Below are 20,885 nucleotides of genomic sequence, written 5' to 3'. Positions count from 1 at the left end.
CGTCCGCAAACCTGCGCCGCCGGGGCGCTTCTTTTCGAGGGGCAAGCATGGCACGCAGGCGGCAGATCTACGAAGGCAAGGCGAAGATCCTCTACGAGGGTCCGGAGCCCGGCACGCTGATCCAGTATTTCAAGGACGACGCCACCGCCTTCAATGCCCAGAAAAAGGGCACGATCAACGGCAAGGGCGTGCTCAACAACCGTATCAGCGAGCATATCTTCACGCTGCTCGACCATATCGGCGTGCCGACGCACTTCATCCGTCGCCTCAACATGCGCGAACAATTGATCCGGCAGGTCGAGATCGTGCCGATCGAGGTCGTGGTCCGCAACGTCGCCGCCGGCTCGCTGTCGAAGCGGCTGGGGATCGAGGAGGGCGTGAAGCTGCCGCGCACGATCCTTGAATATTATTACAAGGACGACGCGCTCGGCGATCCGATGATCTCCGACGAACATATCGCCGCGTTCGGCTGGGCCAGCCAGGAGGAGATGCACGACATCGCCGATCTGGCGATTCGCGTGAACGACTTCCTCAGCGGGCTCTTCGCGGGCGTCGGGATCCGGCTGGTCGACTTCAAGCTGGAATTCGGCCGCATCTGGGACAACGACTACGGCCGCATCATCCTGGCGGACGAGATCAGCCCGGACGGTTGTCGCCTGTGGGACATGGAATCGAACGAGAAGCTCGACAAGGATCGCTTCCGTCGCGATCTCGGCGGCGAGGTCGAGGCCTATCAGGAGGTCGCCCGCCGGCTGGGCCTGTTGCCCGAGGGCGGTGACACCGCGGTGCTCGACCTCGAAGAACATCGCAAGAGCCGCGGGAAGTAACCACCGGCTTGCCCCGGCGCGCGCGCCGGGGCATAGCGCGCGGCCATGAAACTGCGCATCCACGTGACGCTGAAACCCGGCGTCCTCGACCCCCAGGGCAAGGCGATCGAACACGCGCTGGCCGGACTCGGCTTCGGCGGTGTCGGCGGCGTGCGCGTCGGCAAGCTGATCGAGCTCGACGTCGCCGACGACACCACCGATGCGGACGTCGATGCGATGTGCCGCCGGCTGCTCGCCAACACCGTCATCGAGAACTACCGGATCGAGCGCGCGTGAAGACTGCCGTCATCGTCTTCCCCGGCTCCAACTGCGACCGCGACATCGCGGTGGCGCTGGAGCAGGCGACCGGCACCGCTCCGCTCATGGTCTGGCACCGCGACACCGAACTGCCCGCCGGCATCGGCGTGGTGGCGGTGCCTGGCGGCTTCTCCTACGGTGACTATCTGCGCTCCGGCGCGCTGGCGGCACGCTCGCCGATCATGCGCGCGGTCGGCGAACAGGCCGCACGCGGGCTGAAGGTGCTGGGCGTCTGCAACGGCTTTCAGGTCCTGACCGAGGCCGGGCTGCTGCCGGGCGCGCTGATGCGCAACGCCGGGCTGAACTTCGTCTGCCGCGATGTCGCACTCACCGTCGAAAACGCCGCCACAGCCTTCACGCGCGCTTATCGCGCGGGGGAACGGGTCAGCTTCCCCGTCGCGCATCACGACGGCAATTACGTCGCCGACGCCGATACGCTCGACCGGCTGGAAGGCGAAGGTCGCGTCGCGTTCCGCTATGCCGAGGACGTCAACGGCAGCGCCCGTGCGATCGCCGGCATCGTCAGCGCCGACGGCAACGTGCTCGGCATGATGCCGCACCCCGAACGCCGCATCGAGGGCGCGCACGGCGGCATGGACGGACGGCGGATGTTCACCGGGCTGCTGGAGACGGTCGGGGCATAACCGCTCCGCCGGCCGGCCGGCCTTGTTCGCCCCGCTACAGGTCGGCGCGGAACGGGGAAAAATCGGTTCCCCGGTCGTACACGTCCAGCCCCTCGGCGCGTTTCAGCGCGCCGACCACCCAATACGTCAGCGGCGTCAGCAGCACTTCCCAGCCGACCTTCAGCGCCCATTGCGTGAACAGCACCACCATCACCAGCTGCGGCGTCCAGCCCGCGGCGCCCCAGAACGCCAGCGGATAGAAGATCGCGCTGTCCACCGCCTGCCCCGCCACGGTCGATCCGATCGTGCGCATCCACAGGTGGCGCCCCTCGGTCATCACCTTCATCCTGGCAAGCACGTAGGAGTTGACGAACTCCCCGGCCCAGAATGCGCACATGCTGGCGAACACGATCCGCGGCACCTGCCCGAACACCGTCTCGTACGCCGCCTGGTTGCGCCAGTCGGGCGCGGGCGGCAGCGCGACGACCACCCATGCCATCCCCGCCATGAACAGCGTCGCGGCGAAGCCGACCCAGATCACCCGCCGTGCCCGGGCGTAGCCATAGACCTCGGTCAGCACGTCGCCGATGACATAGCTGACCGGAAAGAACAGGATGCCCGCGCCGAACGGCCAGTCGCCGATGCCGGGCAGCCGCACCTGCGCCACCTTGCCAGCGCCCAGCACGTTCGACAGCAACAGGATCGCGACGAACGCCGCCATCACCACATCGTAATGGCGCAACCGCCCGCCATCGATCCGGTCCGCCGCCAACCGCGTTATGCCGGTCCTTTCCCTCATGCCGGGATCATGCCCCCCATTCCTTCCACCCGCAATCCGCGCTAGGCGCAGCGCCGGGCGCCCGTAGCTCAGATGGATAGAGCAAGGAGCTTCTACCTCCTTGGTCGGGGGTTCGAATCCCTCCGGGCGCGCCATTTTCCTGTCGATCTCGCCTGTTGTTCCCGTGGACGACGAGCCACCACGCCGAACGCCCGCGCCTCCGCCGTCCCGAACGGCCGCCCCGCGAAGCGCTCGCACCGGTCAGGCAACCCGCGCAGGGCGCAGCCGTTAATGCTCTGACGGCACGAACGATGATGGCGTATGCCATGCGGAGCAGCGGTTTGGCGGGCATCCCGTGACCAACTTGCGCTTGGAGGTCGTCACCGCTCCGCCGAAACGAAGGAAGGACGTCATGACCGACTATCGCAAGACCGACGAGGCATTGGCCCGGCTGACCCCGGAACAATATTACGTGACGCAGGAAAGCGGCACGGAACGCCCCGGCACCGGCGAATATCTCGCCAACAAACAGGCGGGCATCTACGTCGACATCGTCTCGGGCGAGCCGCTGTTCGCCTCTGCCGACAAATACGAATCACATTGCGGCTGGCCCAGCTTCACCAAGCCGATCGACGCCGCGCACGTGGAGGAGCTTCACGACGACACGCACGGCATGGTGAGGATCGAGGTGCGCTCCGCCGGGGCGGACAGCCATCTGGGCCATGTGTTCAACGACGGCCCGCGCGACCGCGGGGGCTTGCGGTATTGCATCAACTCCGCCGCGCTGCGCTTCGTGCCCCGCGAGGAGATGGAAGCGCAGGGATACGGCACCTACCTCGATCAGGTCGGCTGAGTTGACGTAGCCGGCGCGCAGCGCTTTGACGCCGTGCTTTCGACGGGAAGGTGATCGGACGTGACCGACCAGGACGACCGCGCTGCACGGCGCGCAGGGGATCGCGAGCGGCGCGCGCAGGAACGCGTCGCTGCCGCCGTCGCCCGCACCGAACATCGCGCCGCCGAGCGTGACGCTGCCGGCCGCCGTCGTGAGGAGGCGCGAGAGGCGCGTCGGCAGGAGGAGGAACAGCGTCGCGCCACGCTGGTCGACGAACGTGAGGCTCGCCCGCGCCGCCGCAGCACCGGGTCGCTTGCGCGGACCGGCGAAAAGCCGGTGGAGCGCGATACCCGCCATTACGCCACCGACCGTGACCCGACGCGCATCCGCACGCTGGCGGCGCGCGGCGCCTCGCCGGAGGCGCTGGCCAGCGTGTTCGGGATCAGCGTGGCGGAGGTGGAAGCCGCGCTGGCCGGGGCGTGATCGCGTCGCTATGCACGGCGGCATGACCGACGATCGCGACCAGCGCCACAACGAGAAAATGCGCCGCGTGCAGGCCGCGCGCCGTACTATGATGGAAAGCAAGACGGTCGAACGCGGCCTGCTGATCGTTCACACCGGCGCGGGCAAGGGCAAGTCGACCGCCGCCTTCGGCATGGCGGTGCGCGCGATGGGGCACGGCATGAAGGTCGGCGTCGTGCAGTTCGTGAAGGGCGCGATGACCACCGGTGAGAAGGCGATCTTCGATGCCTTTCCCGATCTGATCGAGTTTCGCGCCATGGGTGAGGGCTTCACCTGGGACACGCAGGACCGCGCGCGCGACGTTGCGGCGGCGCGCGCCGCGTGGGACGAGGTGCAGCGGATGCTCGCCGACCCGGCGATCGCGATGGTGATCGCCGACGAGCTGAACATCGTCCTGCGCTACGATTATCTGCCCGTGGACGAGGTCGTGGCGGTGGCGACCGCGCGCGCGCCGATGAAGCATCTGGTCATCACCGGCCGCAACGCCCCCGATGCGCTGATCGAGGCCGCCGACCTGGTCACCGAGATGACGCAGGTGAAGCATCCGTTCCGCGACGGCGTGAAGGCGCAGGCCGGCGTCGAGTTCTGATCGCGGTTCCGCCGCCGATTGACCCGCGCGCGTCGCGCGGTTAGGGCGCGCGCCGCGACAGGTTCCCCTTCACCGGGGATCAAAAGGGAACGGGTGAACCCCGGCTGCCCCTGCAACTGTAAGCGGCGAGCCAGCGCGCCTCATGCCATTGATCCGGTCGCCGGATCGAGAAGGCGGCGCGGTCCGGCGACGACCCGCTAGCCAGGAGACCTGCCTGCCGCATGTCGTCCTCCGCTCGGGCAGGGTGCGCCGGTCGGACGGGAAGATCGCATCGGGCGAACCCGGCGGTCGGGCCCAGCGTGACGATGTCACCGCCGCGGCGGTCGACGACGCGTGGATCGGGCCGCTGGCCGCGATCGTCGCGCGCGGCGGCCGGCGCGGCCTCATGTCGTCAAAAGGTCGCTCCGCCATGTCGCTTCGCATCGCCATCCTCCCGCTGCTGCTCTGCCCCGCCGTCGCGTTCGCGCAGGAACCCGCCCGGGCGCCCCGCCCCGACGTCGCCGCCCCGGCCGACGGCGACGACATCGTCGTTTCGGCCAACCGTGCGCCGGTCGGCGCGGATCGCGTCACCGCCGCAGTCACCGTGCTGGACAAGGCCGCGATCGACCGTGCACAGGATCTGTCGGTCGGCGATCTGCTGCTGCGCACGCCCGGCGTATCGCTGTCGCGCAACGGCGGCTACGGCACCACCACGTCGCTGCGCATCCGTGGCGCGGAGGCGGACCAGACCGTCGTCGTCATCGACGGCGTGAAGATCAACGACCCCTCCTCCCCCGGCGGCGGCTACAATTTCGCCAACCTGCTGGTCGGCGACGCCACCCGGATCGAGGTGCTGCGCGGGCCGCAGTCGATCCTGTGGGGCAGCCAGGCGATCGGCGGCGTCGTCAACATCGTCACCCCGCTGCCCACCGCCGCGCTCGAGGGCAGCCTCGATCTGGAGGGCGGCGCGCGCGAAATGGTCAGCGCCCGCGCCGCGCTGGGCGGTACCACCGGGCCGCTGGCATGGCGCATCGGCGCGCAGACCTTCACCACGCAGGGCATTTCCGCGCTGGCGGCTGGGACCGAGCGCGACGGTTTCTCGAACCGCAACGTACAGGGTCGCGCGGTCGTGACGCTCGGGCCGGGCGTCAGCGCCGACCTGCGCGGCCATTATGCGGACAATCGCAGCGATTTCGACGGGTTCGGCGGCGACACGCCCGAATATGGCCGCAACCGCGAGTTCGTCGGTTACGCAGGCATCAACATCGACCTGTTCGACGCCCGGCTGCGCAACCGCTTCGGCTATGGCTACACGGACACCGATCGCACCAACGAAGACCCGTCGCGCCCGTCGCAGCCCCGCACCTTCGATGCGGTGGGGCGCAACCACCGCCTCGAATATCAGGGCACGCTGGCGATCGTGCGCGGGGTCGATGCTGTGTTCGGCGTCGAGAACGAGGTCAGTCGCTTCACCACCGCCTCCTCCGATTTCGCGCCGCCGTTCGCGCTGGGCGATCCCGCACGCGGCCGCGCCGAACTGACCAGCATCTACGGCCAGCTCGCGCTTCAGCCGTTCGGCGGGCTGACCCTGAACGGCGGGGTGCGCCACGACGATCACAGCCGCTTCGGCGCGCAGACGCTGTTCGCAGGCGGCGCGAACTGGCTGCTGCCTACCGGCACGATGCTGCGCGCCAGCTATAGCGAGGGCTTCAAGGCGCCGACCCTGTACCAGTTGTTCTCCGAATACGGGAACCGCGCACTCGCCCCCGAACAGGCGAGCGGCTGGGAAGCCGGCGTCGAACAACGCGTCATGGGCGACCGCCTCGCGATCGGCGGCACCTATTTCCAGCGCCGCACCCGCGACCAGATCGTCTACACCGGCTGCACGTTCGGCGGCACCGATCCGCTCTGCCTGGTGCCGGGTTCCACCACCGATCAGCGCTTCGGCTATTACCAGAACGTCGCCCGCGCCTTCGCGCGCGGGGTCGAGGCGGTCGCGCGTGCGCAGATCGGCGCGCACCTGTCGCTCGCCGGCAATTACAGCTGGACGCTGTCGGAGGATCGCTCCGCCGGCACCACTTTCGGAAACTGGTTGCCCCGCCGTCCGCGCGACACCGCCAACCTTTCCGCGACCTACAGCTTTGCCGAGGCCGGATCGCTCGGCATCGCCGCGCGCTGGGCGGGTGCATCGTTCGACGACGCCGCCAATCGCACCCGGCTCGACGGCTACACGCTGGTCGATCTGCGCGGCGAGCTGCCGCTGTCGCCGCAGGTACGGCTGTTCGCGCGGGTCGAGAACCTGTTCGACGAACGCTATGAGACGATCGCCCGCTACGGTGCGCTGGGGCGCAGCGTCTACGCCGGCGTGCGCGGCCGGTTCTGACGCGCCGCCGATCGCGGTCGCGGCGGCCACGGTTCGCCGTGCTCCGGCATCGCACGTCGCGACTGCGCACGCGCGGCCGGATCGGCTATGTGCCCGCCCATCTCACTCCTGAGAACCGGGACCACGACCTGATGCGCCACCTTCCCGACCCCGACACCGGACCGACCAGCGGGGCGGCGGAGGAGCGCAGATCCACCCGCCGGTCCGCACCTGCGAAAGCGACGACATGACGCGCTTCACGTCGGTCGCCGCCTTCGACGCCGCGCTCGCCGCGCTGCCGCGCGCCGACGCCGCCGCCCGCGCGGCGGCGTCGGCACGGCAGGCGCGCCTCACCAAGCCGCCCGGCTCACTCGGCCGGCTGGAGGACATCGCGCTGTTCATGGCCGCCTGGCAGGGCAACGCCCGGCCGCGTTTCGACACCGGGCGCGTGGCGATCTTCGCCGGCAATCACGGCGTCGCGGCGCGCGGGGTCAGCGCCTTTCCCCCCGCCGTTACCGCGCAGATGGTCGCCAATTTCCAAGTCGGCGGCGCGGCGATCAACGCGCTCGCCGCCACCGCCGGCCTGTCGTTGACGATCGTGCCGCTGTCGCTCGCCCGGCCCACCGGCGACATCACCATCGAACCCGCGATGAGCGCGGCCGAATGCCTCGACGCGCTCGATGCCGGTGCGGCGGCGGTCACGCCCGGCCTGGACCTGTTCGTCCCCGGCGAGATGGGGATCGGCAACACCACCCCGGCGGCGGCGCTGTGCGCGGCCAGCTACGGCGGCGCGGCGGTGGACTGGGTCGGCCCGGGCACCGGCGTTGCGGGGGATGCGCTCGCGGCGAAGGTCGCGGCGGTCGACGCCGCGCTCGTCCGCCACGCCGACGCCACCACCCCGTTCGAGCGACTGCGCCGGCTGGGCGGACGGGAGATCGCCGCCATCGCCGGCGCGATCCTCGCCGCGCGGGCAGCGCGCGTGCCGGTGCTGCTCGACGGTTTCATCACCGGTGCCGCGCTCGCCCCGCTCGCCGCCGCGCAGCCCGCGATCGTCGACCATTGCCTCGCCGGCCACGTCTCCGCCGAACCGGGCCATGCGCGACTGCTGGCACGGCTCGGCCTCGCTCCGCTGCTCGCGCTCGACATGCGGCTCGGGGAAGCGAGCGGCGCGGCGCTCGCCGCCACGCTCGTCCGCGCCGCCCTCGCCGCGCACAACGGCATGGCCACCTTCGATCAGGCCGGCGTGTCGGAGGCATGATCGCCCCGCATACCACCTCCGCTTGCCACGATGCGCTGGCAAGCGCCCGGCATAACGGAATGGGCGCTACCGCGACGATCCCGCGCCACCCTGCCCCCTCACCGTCGCCGTCACCATCGCCGTCGCCGGCTTCGGCCTCGGCCCGTGATCGCGCCGCCGCATCGGGCCGCACGCCCCCGCCCGTACGCATCGGCATCGCCGCCGGCGATCGGCTTCGCCGGGAAGCCGCATGATCGCCGCGCGCACCGTCCACCTGATGCGTCACGGCGCGACCGTGCTGCCGGGGCGCTGGCTGGGCCACCGCGACGTCGCCGCCACCGCGGACGGGATCGCCGCCTGCGCGCGGGCCGCCGCCACATGCGCCTTCACGCACGTCGTCAGTTCCGACCTCGTCCGCGCCAGCGCCTGCGCCGCCGCGATCGCACCACAGGTCCGGCACGACGCGCGCTGGCGCGAACTGGATTTCGGCGCATGGGACGGCTGCGATCCCGCCACCCTTGATGCGGATGCGGTCGCCGCCTTCTGGCGCGATCCCGACGCCGCGTCCCCGCCCGGCGGCGAACGCTGGTCGGTGCTGGTCGCACGCATCGCCGATGCGCTGGCCGCGCTCGACGATGGGGCGCTGGTCGTCACCCATGGTGGCGCGATCCGCGCCGCGCTGGCGGTGACGTGCGGGTTCGACACGCGACAGATATGGGCCTTCGACCTGCCTTGTGCGTCCGTGATCACGCTGCGGCTGTGGCCCGATGCGGCGCAGATCGTCCGGCTTGCCGCATGATCCGTTTGTGGCTCGCCTTCGGCTTTCTTACGCGGCTGCCGGTGCCGCACGTCTCCGGCACGCCGGGCGACGTCGCCGCCGCGATCCGTTGCTATCCGCTGGTCGGCATGGTCGTCGGCGCGATCGTCGCAGGCGCGATGTGGGCGGCGTCGATCGCATCGCACGATCCGTGGATCACCGCGCTCGCCGGGCTGGGCGCCTGGGTCGCGGTCACCGGCGCGCTGCACCTCGACGGGCTGGGCGATGTCGCGGACGGTATCGGTGCGGCGCACGGCGACCGCACCCGCCTGCTGGCGGTGATGCGCGATCCGCACGCCGGCAGCTTCGCGGTCGTCACGATCGCGCTGCAGTTGATCGCCAAACTGGTGCTGCTCCACGCCTTGGCCGGCGACGGGCGCGTGGCGCTGGTGCCGTTCGCCACGCGCATCGCGCCGCTCTGCTGGGCGCGCTGGATTGCGCCGCTCGGCACGGGGCTGGGGGCGCAGGTCGCGACCGCGGCACGCCCGCGCGACATCGCGGGCTGGGCCGCGGTGCTGGCGGCGGCCTGCGTCGTCGCCCCGGCGTTGCTGGCGACGCCGCTGCTGGTCCTCGCTTATGCCGCATGGTGCCGGCGTCGGCTCGGCGGGGTCAACGGCGACGCACATGGCGCGGGGATCGAGCTGCTCGAAACCGCGCTGCTCGCCGTGCTGGCCTGCGCCTGACGGTCAGGACCGCGCCAGCGCCAGCAAGCCGTCGACATCCAGGTGCCGCTCCAGCCCGTCGGCGATCGCATCCAGCGCGGCATCGACCGACGCATGGTGGTCCGGCCCCGACCCCGCCTCCGCCAGCCACGCACCGCGCTGCTCCGCCAGCCCGAACAGCCCGTGGACATACGTGCCCGCCACCAGCCCGTCCGCGCTGGTCGCGCCGTCGCGGCGTCCGTCGTCGAACGCCGCCACCGCCCGCGCCGTATCCGGGCCGACGGTTTCGCCCAGATGCATCTCATACCCCTCGAACCGCGCGCCGCGCGCGTGCCCGCGCACCTCACGCAGCGCCTTGTCGCCGCCCAGCACGGTATCGACGTCCAGCAACCCCAGCCCCGCGACCTGCCCCGCCGGCCCCTCCAGTCCCAGCGGATCGGCCACCGTCCGCCCCAGCATCTGATACCCGCCGCACAATCCCAGCACCGCCCCGCCGCGTCGCCGATGCGCGATCAGGTCGATGTCCCACCCCTGTTCGCGCACGAACGCCAGATCGGCGATGGTCGCCTTGGACCCCGGCAGCACGACCAGCGCCGCCGCGGCCGGGATCGGCGCGCCCGGCGGGATCATCGCCACCTCGATACCGGGGTCCAGCCGCAGCGGATCGAGGTCGTCGAAATTGGCGATGTGCCGCGTCACCGGGCACGCCACCAGCACCCGCCCGGCCACGCCCGCGCGTGGGCGTTCCAGCACCACCGCATCCTCGCTCGGCAACCGTGCCGCTTCGTGCAGCCATGGCACCACCCCGAACCCGCGCCACCCGGTCCGCGCCGCGATCGTGCGATAACCGTCGTGGAACAGCGCGGGGTCGCCTCGAAACCGGTTGACGATGAACCCGCGGATCATCGCCGCATCGCCGTCGTCCAGCACCGCACGGGTGCCGACCAGCGATGCGATCACCCCGCCGCGATCGATGTCACCGACCAGCACCACCGGCACGCCCGCTGCGCGCGCGAACCCCATGTTGGCGATGTCGCCGGCGCGCAGGTTGATCTCGGCGGCCGATCCGGCCCCTTCGACCAGCACGATATCGGCCTGCTTCCGCAGCGCGGCGAAACTCTCCAGCACCTCTACCAACAGCCCCTCGCGACCTTCACGCCACCGCGCTGCCGCCAACGTGCCGCGCATCTGCCCGCGCACGATCAGCTGCGAGGTCCGGTCGCCCTGCGGCTTCAGCAGCACCGGGTTCATGTCGACGTGCGGCGCGGCCCGCGCGGCGATCGCCTGCGTCGCCTGCGCCCGCCCGATCTCCCCGCCCTCGGCGGTGACGGCGGCATTGGTGGACATGTTCTGCGGCTTGAACGGGCGCACCGTCACGCCGCGATTGGCCAATGCGCGGCACAGACCGGCGACCAGCACCGACTTGCCCACGTCCGATCCGGTTCCCTGCAGCATCAGCGCGCCCATGCGATCACCCCCGTCACGATCCACAGCAGCACGCACGCCCTGACAAATACGCGCAGCGCCCGACGCAGGTCGGTGGTGGTGACCGCCGCGCGTCCGTCGCCGATCCACTGCTTGTCCGACAAGATACCGTCATAAACGACCGGTCCGGCCAGCCGCACGCCCAGCGCCCCGGCCATCGCCGCCTCGGTCCAGCCGGCGTTGGGGGAGGCGTGTCGCCGTGCGTCGCGCCACATCACCCGCCACCCGCCGCCGCCCGCGATGCACAGCAGGATCGCCCCGATCCGCGCCGGGATCAGGTTCGCGACATCGTCGATCCGCGCCGTCGCCCAGCCGAATGCGCGCCAGCGCTCCTCGCGGTGGCCGATCAAACTATCGCCTGTATTGATGGCCTTATACGCCCAGACGCCTGGTAATCCGCCGACCAGCAACCAGAATAGCGGCGCCACAACTCCGTCGCAGAAGCTTTCCGCCAGGCTCTCGATCGCCGCGCGCCCCACCCCCGCTTCGTCCAGAGTCGCGGTGTCACGGCCGACGATCATCCCCACCGCACGCCGCGCCGCCGGCAGGTCGCCGCGCTCCAGCGCCAGCACCACCGGACGGACGTGATCGTACAGGCTCCGCTGCGCCAGCGCCGGCCACGCCAGCACCGCCACCCCCGCCCAGCCGAGCCCCAGCGCCCGCACTCCCCGCTCCGCCAGGGCCGCCAGCCCGGCCGTCATGGTGACGGCCAGCAAAGTCGTCGCTATCCCAAGTACTTGCCGCGGCAGATCGGGCCGGTTCCACCGCCTCTCGCACCACCCGATCACCCGCGCGATCCCGCCGACCGGATGCCCGATCCGGGCATAGAGCCACCCCGGCCACCCGACCGCCGCCTCGATTGCCAGCGCGGCGAGCGCCACCGGCTCAGTCACCCGCCAGCGCCGCCGCCAGTCGCGCAAACCCGCCCGCGGGCAAGCCCAGCCGCAGCCTGCGCGCATCCTCTTCGAACGGCCGCGTCAGAATGCCCGCCCGCGCAAGCCGCGCGAAAACGGCCGGCGCGCGATCATCCTCCACCAGCCGGAACAGCGGGCACGCCCCGCGCGCGACCAATCCATGCCGCGCGAGCAGCGCATCCATCGCGACCGCCTCCTCGGCCAACCGCCCGCGCATCGCCGCCGCCGCTTCGATATCGCGATATGCCGCAACGCCATACGCAAGAGCGGTCGCCGAGACCGGCCAGCTGCCCAGCCACGCCGCGACCCGCTCCACCACCGCGCCCAGCCCGGCGACGAACCCCAGCCGCACCCCGGCCAGCCCGTAGAACTTGCCGAACGAGCGCAGCACCACGACGCCGTCATCGTCCGTCAGCAGCGGCATCACGCTTGCGTCCGGCATCGCATCGGCGAACGCCTCGTCGATCACCAACACCCCGCCGCATGCCGCCAGCCGCCGCGCCACCTCCAGCAATCGTGCCGGCGCCAGCATCCGCCCGTCAGGGTTGTTGGGGTTCGCCAGCAACAGTGTACCCTGCGTCACCGCCTCGATCTCTTCCGGCGCGATCATGGCTGCACCGGGCAGCGCGTCACGATGCGTGCGGTAACAGGGGGTTACGACATACCACGGCGGCGGCAACCCGGCCGTCGCAAGCAATCGCAGCGCCACTTCGCTCCCGGGCGTCGCCGCCAGCGCGCCGCCAAAGCCGAAAGCCGCTCCCGCCGCCGCCAGCAACGCCGCCAGCCCGTCCTCCGACGGCAGGCGACACTGATCGATCGCCAGCGGCACCAGCGGCTGCCACGGATGCGGATTGATTCCGGTGGACAGGTCCAGCCATGGCCGTGGCGCGGCGGGGAACAGGCGTGCCGCCTCTTCCAGGCGACCCCCGTGGAAGGTCAGGTCGCGCAACGTGTATCGAGCCTCGACTTGGCGGACGGCACCCTCCATCAGCGTTCGCGCGCTGGCAGGCAAGGGGCAAGATCGCATGAACGACGATGCATGGCGCACCCGGCTGGTGCTCGGCGGCGCGCGCTCGGGCAAGAGCCGCCATGCGCAGGCACTGGCGGAGGCGTTCGCGCCGCCGCGCGTCTTCGTCGCTACCGCGCAGGCGTTCGATGCCGAAATGGTTGACCGGATCGCCCGCCACTGTGCCGATCGCGACGCGGACTGGCGGACGATCGAGGCGCCGCTCGCGCTGGCGGAGGCGATCGCCTCCGCCGACGCGCCGGTGGTGCTGGTCGACTGTCTGACGCTTTGGACGTCGAACCTTTTGCTGGGTGACGCCGACATCGACGCCGCGACCGATGCGCTGCTTGCCGCGCTGGCGATCACGCCAGCGCGCATCGTGCTGGTGTCGAACGAGGTCGGCTGGGGGATCGTACCCGACAATGCGCTGGCGCGGCGTTTTCGCGATGTGGCCGGGCGCGTCAACCAACGCGTTGCCGCTACAGTCGACCGGGTCGATCTGATCGTCGCAGGCCTGGCTATGCGTTTGAAATAAGACGGATTGACTTAGTCGCCCGACATCCGCAGCCTCGTATCGCAAAAGAAAAAAGGGAGACGGGGATGGAGATCGGACGCCGCACGCTTATCGCCGCTGCGCCGCTGCTGGTCGCCGGCGGTGCCTGCGCGCAGCCGGCCGGACGCAAGCTCGGCTATGCGATCGTCGGACTGGGCGGCTACGGCCTGGGACGCATCATTCCCGAGTTCAAGAATTGCACGCATAGCCGGCTGGCGGCAGTGGTCAGCGGTGACGCTGCCAAGGCGAAGAAGGTCGCCGCCGAACATGGCCTCGCCGATAACGCCATCTATTCCTACGCCAATTTCGACAGCATCCGCGACAATCCCGATGTCGATATCGTCTATGTCTGCCTGCCCAACTCGATGCATGCCGAATATTCGATTCGCGCCGCCAAGGCCGGCAAGCATGTCATGTGCGAAAAGCCGATGGCGGTGTCGGTCGCGGAATGCGAGGCGATGATCGCGGCGTGCAAGGCGGCGAAACGCAAGCTGATGATCGGCTATCGCTGCCATTTCGAGCCGACCAACATCGCGGCGATGCGGTTGGCGAAACATCCGGACACCGGCAAGATCCGCTACGTCCGTTCCGAACACGGCTTCACCGCTGGCGATCCGAATGCGTGGCGGCTGAAGCGCGCGCTGTCCGGTGGCGGATCGTTGATGGACATGGGCGTCTACAGCCTGCAGGCGGCACGATACATGACCGGAGAGGAGCCGGTGGCCGTCACCGCGCGCGAATCGACGGACCGCAGCGATCCACGCTTCCGCGAGGTCGAGGATATGATCGACTGGACGCTCGAGTTTCCGTCCGGCGCGATCGCCAGCTGCCAGTCGATGTATTCGGCGAATCAAAACCACATCCTGCTGATGGGCAGCAAGGGCCGCGTCGAACTGGAACCTGCAACCCGCTACGACGGCAACAAATTGTGGACCGGGCGCGACGGGCGCGAACAGCAGGTGTCGCCACCGCCCGGCCCGGCCAAAACGCAATTCGCCGGGCAGCTGGATCACCTGTCGCAATGCGTCACCGATGGCCGTGAACCGATCGTCTCGGGGGAAGAAGGCCTTCGCGACATGCGGATCGTGGAAGCGATCTATCGCTCGGTGCGGGAGGGCAAGACCATCCGGCTGGCGTGACGGGCGCGGGCATTTGCCCGCCCGCGCCCACACTGCTACCCGCCCGCCGGACTCCAAATCGAAGGACCGCGCGCATGATCCCCCGCTACTCCCGCCCCGACATGGCCGCGATCTGGGAGCCGGAGGCGCGTTATCGCATCTGGTTCGAGATCGAGGCGCATGCGACCGAGGCGCTGGCGGAACTGGGCGTCGTCCCGGGAAGCGCCGCCGACGCGCTGTGGCGCTGGTGGGCGACGAACCCGTCTATCGACGTCGCGGCGATCGACGCGATCGAAGCGGTTACCAAGCATGACGTCATCGCCTTCCTGACCTGGGTAGCCGAGCAGGTTGGCGACGACGCACGGTTCATGCATCAGGGCATGACCTCTTCCGACGTGCTCGACACCACCTTGTCGGTGCAGCTGGCGCGCGCGTCGGACATCCTGCTTGCCGATCTCGACCGGCTTCTGGAGGTGCTGGAGCGGCGCGCGCACGAACATAAGCTGACGCCGACGATCGGCCGCAGCCATGGCATCCATGCGGAGCCGGTGACCTTCGGCCTGAAACTGGCGCAGGCGCATGCCGAGTTCCGCCGCAACCGCAACCGCTTGGCGGCGGCGCGCGACGACATTGCGACATGCGCGATCTCCGGCGCGGTCGGCACGTTCGCCAACATCGATCCCCGTGTGGAGGCACATGTCGCCGACAAGCTGGGTCTTGCAATCGAGCCGGTCTCGACTCAGGTCATCCCGCGGGATCGTCACGCGATGTTCTTCGCGACGCTCGGCGTCATCGCCAGTTCGGTCGAGCGGCTGGCGACGGAGGTCCGCCACCTGCAACGTACCGAAGTGCTGGAAGCGGAAGAGTATTTTTCGCCGGGCCAGAAGGGTTCGTCGGCGATGCCGCACAAGCGCAACCCGGTACTGACCGAGAACCTGACCGGCCTTGCGCGCATGGTGCGCGGCTACGTCACGCCCGCGCTCGAAAATGTCGCCCTCTGGCACGAACGCGACATCAGCCACTCCTCGGTCGAGCGTTACATCGGCCCCGACGCGACGATCACGCTCGACTTCGCGCTGGTGCGCCTGACCGGCGTGATCGACAAATTGCTGGTCTATCCCGAACGGATGCAGAAGAACCTCGATCGCATGGGCGGGCTGGTCCATTCGCAACGCGTCCTGCTCGCGCTGACCCAGGCGGGCGTCAGCCGCGAGGATTCATACAAGCTGGTCCAGCGCAACGCCATGAAGGTGTGGGAATCGGACGGCGAATTGTCATTGCAGGAGTTGCTTAAGGCCGATCCGGAAGTCACCGCAGCGCTGTCGACCGCCGAAATCGACGAGAAGTTCGACCTCGATTATCACTACCGCCATGTCGATACGATCTTCGAGCGCGTGTTCGCCCGCTAAGGACTCGGCTGACGCAGCGGTTGCGAATCCGTTAAGCTACCGGTTGCAAAGGGTGCAAGTACGAATGCGTTGTTCGATTATTGCGCAGCGGGGTAATAAAACGCACATGCCTCGGTGCCGGATTACTCCGGCGATCGGAGACTATTCCCATGCGCATGTTCGAAACCGCTGCCAGCACCGCGCTGGCCCTTGCGGCCCAGGCGCTGGTGGTCGGCGTGGTGTTCACCACGCTCTGACCCATCGGCACACCGCCCCTCTGACGGGGGGCGGATTGCCCGTTTCCACTTTCCTGTGAATATTCTGGGTGCCGTTCTCGCCGGTGGCAAGGCAACGCGCTTCGGCAGCGACAAGGCCTTGGCATTGCTGGACGGGACCGCGCTGATCGATCACGCGCTCGCCAGTCTGCGTCCCTATAGCGCGACGCTGGTGGTGGTCGGGCGTCCATCCGCGCCGGTGGCCACCGTGCCGGACCTGCCGTTCCCGGATCTCGGCCCGCTCGGCGGGATTGCCGGCGCGCTGGCCCATGCCGCCGATCACGGCTTCGACGCGGTGCTGACCACCGCCTGCGATACACCCACCCTGTCGCCCGAACTGATCGCCGCGCTGATCGCGGCCGCACCGGCCTATGCGGCAGAGGCACCGACGATCGGCCTGTGGCCGGTTCGTCTTGCGGTGCCGTTGCTCTCTTACCTGCTCGACGATCAGCCCCGCGCGATCCGCCGCTGGGCGGTCAGCGAAGGCGCGATGCCAGTGCTACCCGGCGTAGCCTTCGCCAACATCAACACGCTCGACGATCTTACCAGCCTCGGCCAGGCCGGATAGCATCGCCGCGGGCAGACTGCCCCATAGGCATCACTGATATCCGCCTTCTTCCTCGCGCTCCTCGGCGGCCTGTTCCTGCGCCTCTTCCATCGCGGCGGCCTGATCCTCGTCGGTCTCATGCTTGTCGGGGTCGGTCATCATGATCGCGTCTCCTTGCACCCCATCAACCCCCTCGAACGACAAGCGATCCCGTTCACTTCAGCGCGCGGCGCGCCGCAGGCGCGATCCGCCGCACGACGATATCGACCCCGCGTGCATTGGGGTGCAGCCCGTCGCCCTGAAACAAATCACGCTGACCGGCCACGCCGTCGAGGAAGAACGGGTACAGGGCCACGCCGTGCTTGCGCGCCAGCGCCGGGTACATACCCTCGAACGCGCGCGCATAATCGGCACCCATGTTCGGCGCGGCGCGCATGCCGGCCAAGAGCACCGGAATGTTGCGCGCGCGCAGTTCGGTCAGGATACTATCGAGGTTCGCGCGCGCCTGCGCCGGCGGGAGGCCGCGCAACATGTCGTTCGCCCCGAGTTCGACGATCACCAGATCCGGCACCGCCTTCAGCCCGCGCAATCCCCAGCGCAGCCGCGCCCGCCCCTGCGCCGCGGTATCGCCCGCCACGCCGCCGTTGCGAACCGTGGCCGCGACGCCCTGCCGCCGCAGCTCGGCCTGCAGCCGTGCGGGAAAGCCCTGCGCGGGCGGCAGGCCGTAACCCGCGGTCAAACTGTCGCCGAACGCCCATATCAATGGTGCCCGCGGTGCCGCGGCAGCCGGTGCCGCCAGCAACATCAGCAGGATCGGATGGACAAGCCACCGCCACCCTTCGTATCGATGCGATCGTGACCGGTTCCTCATCCCCCATCGATAACGCCCCGATCGTCGCGCGCAACGTGCGACTCGCCCTCGGCCGCGCGCCGGCGCGGGTGGAGATCCTCCACGGCGTCGACCTGACCGTCGCGTCAGGAGAAACCGTGGCGCTCCTGGGCGCGTCGGGATCGGGCAAGTCGTCGTTGATGGCGGTGCTCGCCGGGCTGGAACGCCCGACTGCCGGCGAGGTGCGCGTGGTCGGGCGCGACTTCACGACGCTGGACGAGGATGCGCTGGCCGTGGCGCGGCGCGGGCGGATCGGCATCGTGCTACAGGCCTTCCACCTGCTGCCGACGATGACCGCGCTGGAAAATGTCGCGGTGCCGCTCGAACTCGCCGGCGATGCGAACGCGTTCGTCCGCGCGCGCGATGAGCTGGCGGCGGTCGGGCTGGCCGCACGGGTCGACCATTACCCCGCGCAGCTCTCCGGCGGCGAGCAGCAGCGCGTGGCGATCGCGCGCGCCCTGGTCGGGCGACCGGCATTGCTGTTCGCCGACGAACCGACCGGCAATCTCGATACCGCCACGGGTGCGACGATCATGGACCTGCTGTTCGAGCGTGCGGCGCAGGCGGGCACGACGATGCTGGTCATCACCCACGATCCGGCGCTGGCGGCCCGCTGCGCGCGCGTGGTCGAACTGGCCGACGGGCGGATCGTCGCCGATCGCCGTCGCGCGTGAGCATCGCGCTCAGCCTCGCGCTGCGTGACCTGCGGCGCGGCGGGCGCGGGTTGCTGCTGCTGGCGATGTGCCTGTTCCTTGGCACCTCTGCGCTGGCCGGGATCGGCAGCTTGTCGGCGGCGATGCTTGCCGCGCTCGATGCGCAGGGTCGCGCGATGCTGGGCGGCGATGTCGAGCTGGTCGTCTCGCAACGCCGCGCAAATCCGGAGGAACTCGCCGCCTTCGCCGCTGCGGGTCCGGTCGCGGAGGTCGTGTCGATGCGCGCGATGGCCCACGCCGGCTCGGACGCCGCGCTGGTCGACTTGCGCGGCGTCGACGATCGTTGGCCGCTGGTCGGGCGCTTCCGTCTCGCTACCGGGGCCCTCGCCCCACGTCCGCACGGCCGGGAGGCTGCGATCGCGCCTGCCTTGGCGGAGCGGCTGCGCGTGGGGGTCGGTGACACGCTGCGCCTCGGCACCACGCCGTTTCGCATCATCGGGTTGATCGCCGAGGAACCCGACCGGCTCGGTGCGGGCTTTGCGCTCGGCAGCCCGGTGTTGGTCGACATGGCCGGGCTGGATGCCAGCGCACTGATACAGCCGGGCAGCCTGTACCGCAGCGGCTATCGCATCGTGCTTCCCTCCCCGACGGGGGCGGAAGCCACTGGCAAGCGCCTTGCGGCCCGCTTCCCCGGCGCGGGCTGGACCCCGCGCACCACCGACAATGCCGCCCGCGGCTTGCGCGGCGGCGTCGCCACGCTGGGACAGTTCCTGTTGCTGGTCGGCCTCGCCGCGCTGGCGATCGCCGGCGTCGGCGTGGGCAGCGGCGTGTCGGCCTATCTGGCGGCGCGCACGCGCATGATCGCCACGCTCAAGGTACTGGGTGCGCGTTCCCCGCTGATCGCCCGGCTGTTCCTGATCGAGCTGGGGCTGGTCGGCGCCGTCGGGACCTTGCCCGGGCTGGTCCTGGGTGCAGCGGTGCCGTGGATCGTCAGCCGGGCCGCAGGCGATGCGCTGCCGATCGCGCCGCGGCTCGCGCTCTATCCCCTGCCGCTCGTCACCGCCGCGGCGCTGGCGGTGCTGGTCGCCTTGCTGTTCGCGCTACCCGCACTGGCGCAGGCGCGGCGGGTGCCCGCCGCGACGCTGCTGCGCGATGCACTCGCCGACGCCGGTCGGCCGTCGTGGCGCGTCCTCGCCGCGATGGCGCTGTTGCTCGCGCTGCTGGTCGCGCTGGCGGTGCTGTCGTCCAGCGACCGGTTGCTCGCACTCGGATTCGTCGCGGCGATCGCCGGGCTGGTCGTACTGCTATGGCTGGTCGGCATCGCGCTGCGTCGCCTGCTCGCGCGGCTGCCACGGCCACGCGCCGCCTTGCCGCGACTCGCGCTCGCCAACCTCCACCGGCCGGGGGCGGCCACGGACCGGCTGGTGGTGGCGCTCGGCCTGGGCTTTTCGCTGTTCGTCGCGTTGGCGGTCATCGATTCGAGCCTGTCCGCCGAACTGGTCGGCAGCGCCCCGGCACGCGCGCCGCGCTTCTTCGCCGCGGACGTACCCGCCGAAGAGGCGACGACCTTCCGCGACGCCGTCCGCCGCGCCGCGCCCGGTGCCCGGATCGAGGCGGTGCCATCGCTGCGCGGTGCGATCGTCGCGATCAAGGGCGTGCCGGTCACGCAGATCAAGACGCTGCCGGCCGACGCCTGGGTGCTACGCGGTGACCGCACGCTGACGTGGTCGGCCGCAGTGCCGCCGCGCAACGAGGTCGTCGCCGGCCGATGGTGGCCAGCCGGTTATCGCGGCCCGCCGCTCGTCTCGATCGAGGATCGCGCCGCGACTGCGCTGGGCCTGCGGGTCGGCGACGCGATCACCGTATCGGTGTTGGGCGTCGACGTACCGGCAAGGATCGCGGCACTGCGCAAGATCGACTGGAAGGGGTTGGGACTGAACTTCGCGATCGTGTTCTCGCCCGGCTATATCGAGGAAGCGCCCCATAGCCTGCTCGCCAGCATCTACGCGCCCGCAGTGCGCGATGGCGCGATCGCGCGGAGCGTCGGCGAAGCGATGCCCTCGGTCACGCTGATCCGTACCGGCGATGTCATCGGGCAGGTCTCGGCCCTGCTCGGGCAGATCGCCACCGCGGTGCGCGTCGCCGCTGCGGCGACGGTGCTGGCCGGGCTGGCCGTGCTGATCGGGGCGGTCGCCGCGTCGGGGCGCGCGCGTCGCTATGATACCGTCGTGCTCAAGTTGCTGGGGGGCAGCACCCGGCAGGTGCTGGCGGCGCAGGCAATCGAATATGCGTTGCTTGCCGCCTTGCTGTCGGCGGTCGCGCTGGCGGCGGGCGGGGCCGCGGGCTGGTACGTCGTCACTCACGTCTTCGACATGCGCTGGGCACCCGATGCGGCGCGGGTGGCGCTGACGCTCGGCACCGCCAGTCTGGTCACGCTTGGTATCGGCGTCGCGGGCAGTATCCCCGCGTTGCGCGCCCGCCCGGCGCAAATGCTGCGAACGTTGTAGTCAGGGCCCAGGTCAGTCAGGCCGT

General features: G+C 70.2%; 21 protein-coding genes, 1 tRNA gene and 1 riboswitch. Of the genes, 17 read left to right on the top strand and 5 right to left on the bottom strand.

The genetic code is table 11. From position 1 onward, the window contains the following. The first annotated feature begins 47 nt into the window (after positions 1 to 47). Genes purC through purQ form a run of 3 tightly spaced genes read left to right on the top strand, consistent with a single transcriptional unit; the run spans position 48 to position 1,768 of the window. Positions 48 to 827: a phosphoribosylaminoimidazolesuccinocarboxamide synthase gene (purC, locus tag ASE95_RS09365; protein ID WP_056634881.1), complete on the top strand. Its 780-nt coding sequence runs from the start codon at positions 48 to 50 to the stop codon at positions 825 to 827. Between the two features lie 45 nt (positions 828 to 872). Further along, positions 873 to 1,103 carry a phosphoribosylformylglycinamidine synthase subunit PurS gene (purS, locus tag ASE95_RS09360; RefSeq protein ID WP_056634878.1) on the top strand — a complete coding sequence of 77 codons (231 nt, stop codon included), beginning with the start codon at positions 873 to 875 and terminating at the stop codon, positions 1,101 to 1,103. Further along, positions 1,100 to 1,768 (top strand): phosphoribosylformylglycinamidine synthase subunit PurQ, encoded by a 669-nt coding sequence (purQ, locus tag ASE95_RS09355; protein ID WP_056634875.1) that lies wholly within the window; start codon positions 1,100 to 1,102, stop codon positions 1,766 to 1,768. The genes purS and purQ overlap by 4 nt, the downstream gene beginning before the upstream one ends. 34 nt (positions 1,769 to 1,802) lie before the next feature. Here the strand turns inward: purQ and ASE95_RS09350 are convergent, their stop codons facing one another. Then, the gene (locus ASE95_RS09350; protein ID WP_056634872.1) at positions 1,803 to 2,546 is read right to left on the bottom strand and encodes a queuosine precursor transporter; all 744 of its coding nucleotides are present in this window, start codon (positions 2,544 to 2,546) and stop codon (positions 1,803 to 1,805) included. 57 nt (positions 2,547 to 2,603) lie between these two features. On the opposite strand from ASE95_RS09350, the gene ASE95_RS09345 reads away from it, so the two are divergent. The 8 genes from ASE95_RS09345 to ASE95_RS09310 all read left to right on the top strand — a co-directional run bounded on the left by ASE95_RS09345 (position 2,604) and on the right by ASE95_RS09310 (position 9,546). Then, positions 2,604 to 2,680 (top strand) — tRNA-Arg (locus ASE95_RS09345). Positions 2,681 to 2,937: 257 nt separating this feature from the next. Beyond that, a complete protein-coding gene (gene msrB, locus ASE95_RS09340; RefSeq protein ID WP_056634870.1) occupies positions 2,938 to 3,378 on the top strand; it encodes a peptide-methionine (R)-S-oxide reductase MsrB in 441 nt (146 codons plus the stop codon). Positions 3,379 to 3,438: 60 nt separating this feature from the next. Beyond that, positions 3,439 to 3,840 carry a hypothetical protein gene (locus ASE95_RS09335; protein WP_056634867.1) on the top strand — a complete coding sequence of 134 codons (402 nt, stop codon included), beginning with the start codon at positions 3,439 to 3,441 and terminating at the stop codon, positions 3,838 to 3,840. 22 nt (positions 3,841 to 3,862) lie between these two features. After that, entirely contained in the window at positions 3,863 to 4,468 is a 606-nt protein-coding gene (gene cobO / locus ASE95_RS09330) for a cob(I)yrinic acid a,c-diamide adenosyltransferase (RefSeq protein WP_056636108.1), read from the top strand. A 58-nt stretch (positions 4,469 to 4,526) separates the two neighbouring features. Further along, positions 4,527 to 4,685, top strand: a riboswitch (cobalamin riboswitch). Positions 4,686 to 4,877: 192 nt separating this feature from the next. Beyond that, positions 4,878 to 6,830 (top strand): TonB-dependent receptor plug domain-containing protein, encoded by a 1,953-nt coding sequence (locus ASE95_RS09325; RefSeq protein WP_056636105.1) that lies wholly within the window; start codon positions 4,878 to 4,880, stop codon positions 6,828 to 6,830. Positions 6,831 to 7,056: 226 nt separating this feature from the next. After that, positions 7,057 to 8,067 (top strand): nicotinate-nucleotide--dimethylbenzimidazole phosphoribosyltransferase, encoded by a 1,011-nt coding sequence (gene cobT, locus ASE95_RS09320; RefSeq protein WP_056634863.1) that lies wholly within the window; start codon positions 7,057 to 7,059, stop codon positions 8,065 to 8,067. 229 nt (positions 8,068 to 8,296) lie between these two features. Beyond that, on the top strand, positions 8,297 to 8,845 hold the full coding sequence (locus ASE95_RS09315) for a histidine phosphatase family protein (protein WP_327196710.1): 549 nt from the start codon (positions 8,297 to 8,299) through the stop codon (positions 8,843 to 8,845). Further along, positions 8,842 to 9,546: an adenosylcobinamide-GDP ribazoletransferase gene (locus ASE95_RS09310; protein ID WP_056634860.1), complete on the top strand. Its 705-nt coding sequence runs from the start codon at positions 8,842 to 8,844 to the stop codon at positions 9,544 to 9,546. The genes ASE95_RS09315 and ASE95_RS09310 overlap by 4 nt, the downstream gene beginning before the upstream one ends. Positions 9,547 to 9,549: 3 nt before the next feature. Here ASE95_RS09310 and ASE95_RS09305 read toward each other — a convergent pair whose 3' ends face one another. Genes ASE95_RS09305 through ASE95_RS09295 form a run of 3 tightly spaced genes read right to left on the bottom strand, consistent with a single transcriptional unit; the run spans position 9,550 to position 12,912 of the window. Beyond that, the gene (locus ASE95_RS09305; protein ID WP_056634857.1) at positions 9,550 to 10,992 is read right to left on the bottom strand and encodes a cobyric acid synthase; all 1,443 of its coding nucleotides are present in this window, start codon (positions 10,990 to 10,992) and stop codon (positions 9,550 to 9,552) included. Further along, a complete protein-coding gene (cbiB, locus tag ASE95_RS09300; RefSeq protein WP_056636100.1) occupies positions 10,980 to 11,903 on the bottom strand; it encodes an adenosylcobinamide-phosphate synthase CbiB in 924 nt (307 codons plus the stop codon). Before cbiB ends, ASE95_RS09305 begins: the two co-directional genes overlap by 13 nt. Beyond that, the gene (locus tag ASE95_RS09295) at positions 11,896 to 12,912 is read right to left on the bottom strand and encodes an aminotransferase class I/II-fold pyridoxal phosphate-dependent enzyme (protein ID WP_056634854.1); all 1,017 of its coding nucleotides are present in this window, start codon (positions 12,910 to 12,912) and stop codon (positions 11,896 to 11,898) included. The genes cbiB and ASE95_RS09295 overlap by 8 nt, the downstream gene beginning before the upstream one ends. Before the next feature lie 37 nt (positions 12,913 to 12,949). On the opposite strand from ASE95_RS09295, the gene cobU reads away from it, so the two are divergent. From cobU to mobA, 4 genes are all read left to right on the top strand, one after another. Then, on the top strand, positions 12,950 to 13,465 hold the full coding sequence (cobU, locus tag ASE95_RS09290; RefSeq protein ID WP_056634851.1) for a bifunctional adenosylcobinamide kinase/adenosylcobinamide-phosphate guanylyltransferase: 516 nt from the start codon (positions 12,950 to 12,952) through the stop codon (positions 13,463 to 13,465). A 65-nt stretch (positions 13,466 to 13,530) separates the two neighbouring features. Then, positions 13,531 to 14,622 (top strand): Gfo/Idh/MocA family protein, encoded by a 1,092-nt coding sequence (locus ASE95_RS09285; protein WP_056634848.1) that lies wholly within the window; start codon positions 13,531 to 13,533, stop codon positions 14,620 to 14,622. 74 nt (positions 14,623 to 14,696) lie between these two features. After that, positions 14,697 to 16,010 (top strand): adenylosuccinate lyase, encoded by a 1,314-nt coding sequence (purB, locus tag ASE95_RS09280; protein WP_056634845.1) that lies wholly within the window; start codon positions 14,697 to 14,699, stop codon positions 16,008 to 16,010. A 291-nt stretch (positions 16,011 to 16,301) separates the two neighbouring features. Continuing rightward, positions 16,302 to 16,832, top strand: coding sequence for a molybdenum cofactor guanylyltransferase (mobA, locus tag ASE95_RS09275; protein ID WP_056634842.1), 531 nt, complete (start codon positions 16,302 to 16,304; stop codon positions 16,830 to 16,832). A gap of 193 nt (positions 16,833 to 17,025) precedes the next feature. On the opposite strand, the gene ASE95_RS09270 is transcribed toward mobA, so the two are convergent. Beyond that, positions 17,026 to 17,682 (bottom strand): arylesterase, encoded by a 657-nt coding sequence (locus tag ASE95_RS09270; protein ID WP_056634839.1) that lies wholly within the window; start codon positions 17,680 to 17,682, stop codon positions 17,026 to 17,028. Between ASE95_RS09270 and ASE95_RS09265 the strand changes: the two genes are divergently transcribed. Then, a complete protein-coding gene (locus ASE95_RS09265) occupies positions 17,667 to 18,374 on the top strand; it encodes an ABC transporter ATP-binding protein (protein ID WP_056634836.1) in 708 nt (235 codons plus the stop codon). The genes ASE95_RS09270 and ASE95_RS09265 overlap by 16 nt on opposite strands. Further along, positions 18,371 to 20,860 (top strand): ABC transporter permease, encoded by a 2,490-nt coding sequence (locus tag ASE95_RS09260; protein WP_056634831.1) that lies wholly within the window; start codon positions 18,371 to 18,373, stop codon positions 20,858 to 20,860. Before ASE95_RS09265 ends, ASE95_RS09260 begins: the two co-directional genes overlap by 4 nt. The last annotated feature ends 25 nt before the right edge of the window (positions 20,861 to 20,885 follow it).

It is taken from the genome of Sphingomonas sp. Leaf231 (assembly GCF_001421995.1).
Lineage (GTDB): Bacteria > Pseudomonadota > Alphaproteobacteria > Sphingomonadales > Sphingomonadaceae > Sphingomonas.
This window is presented reverse-complemented; position numbering and strand designations above follow the sequence as displayed.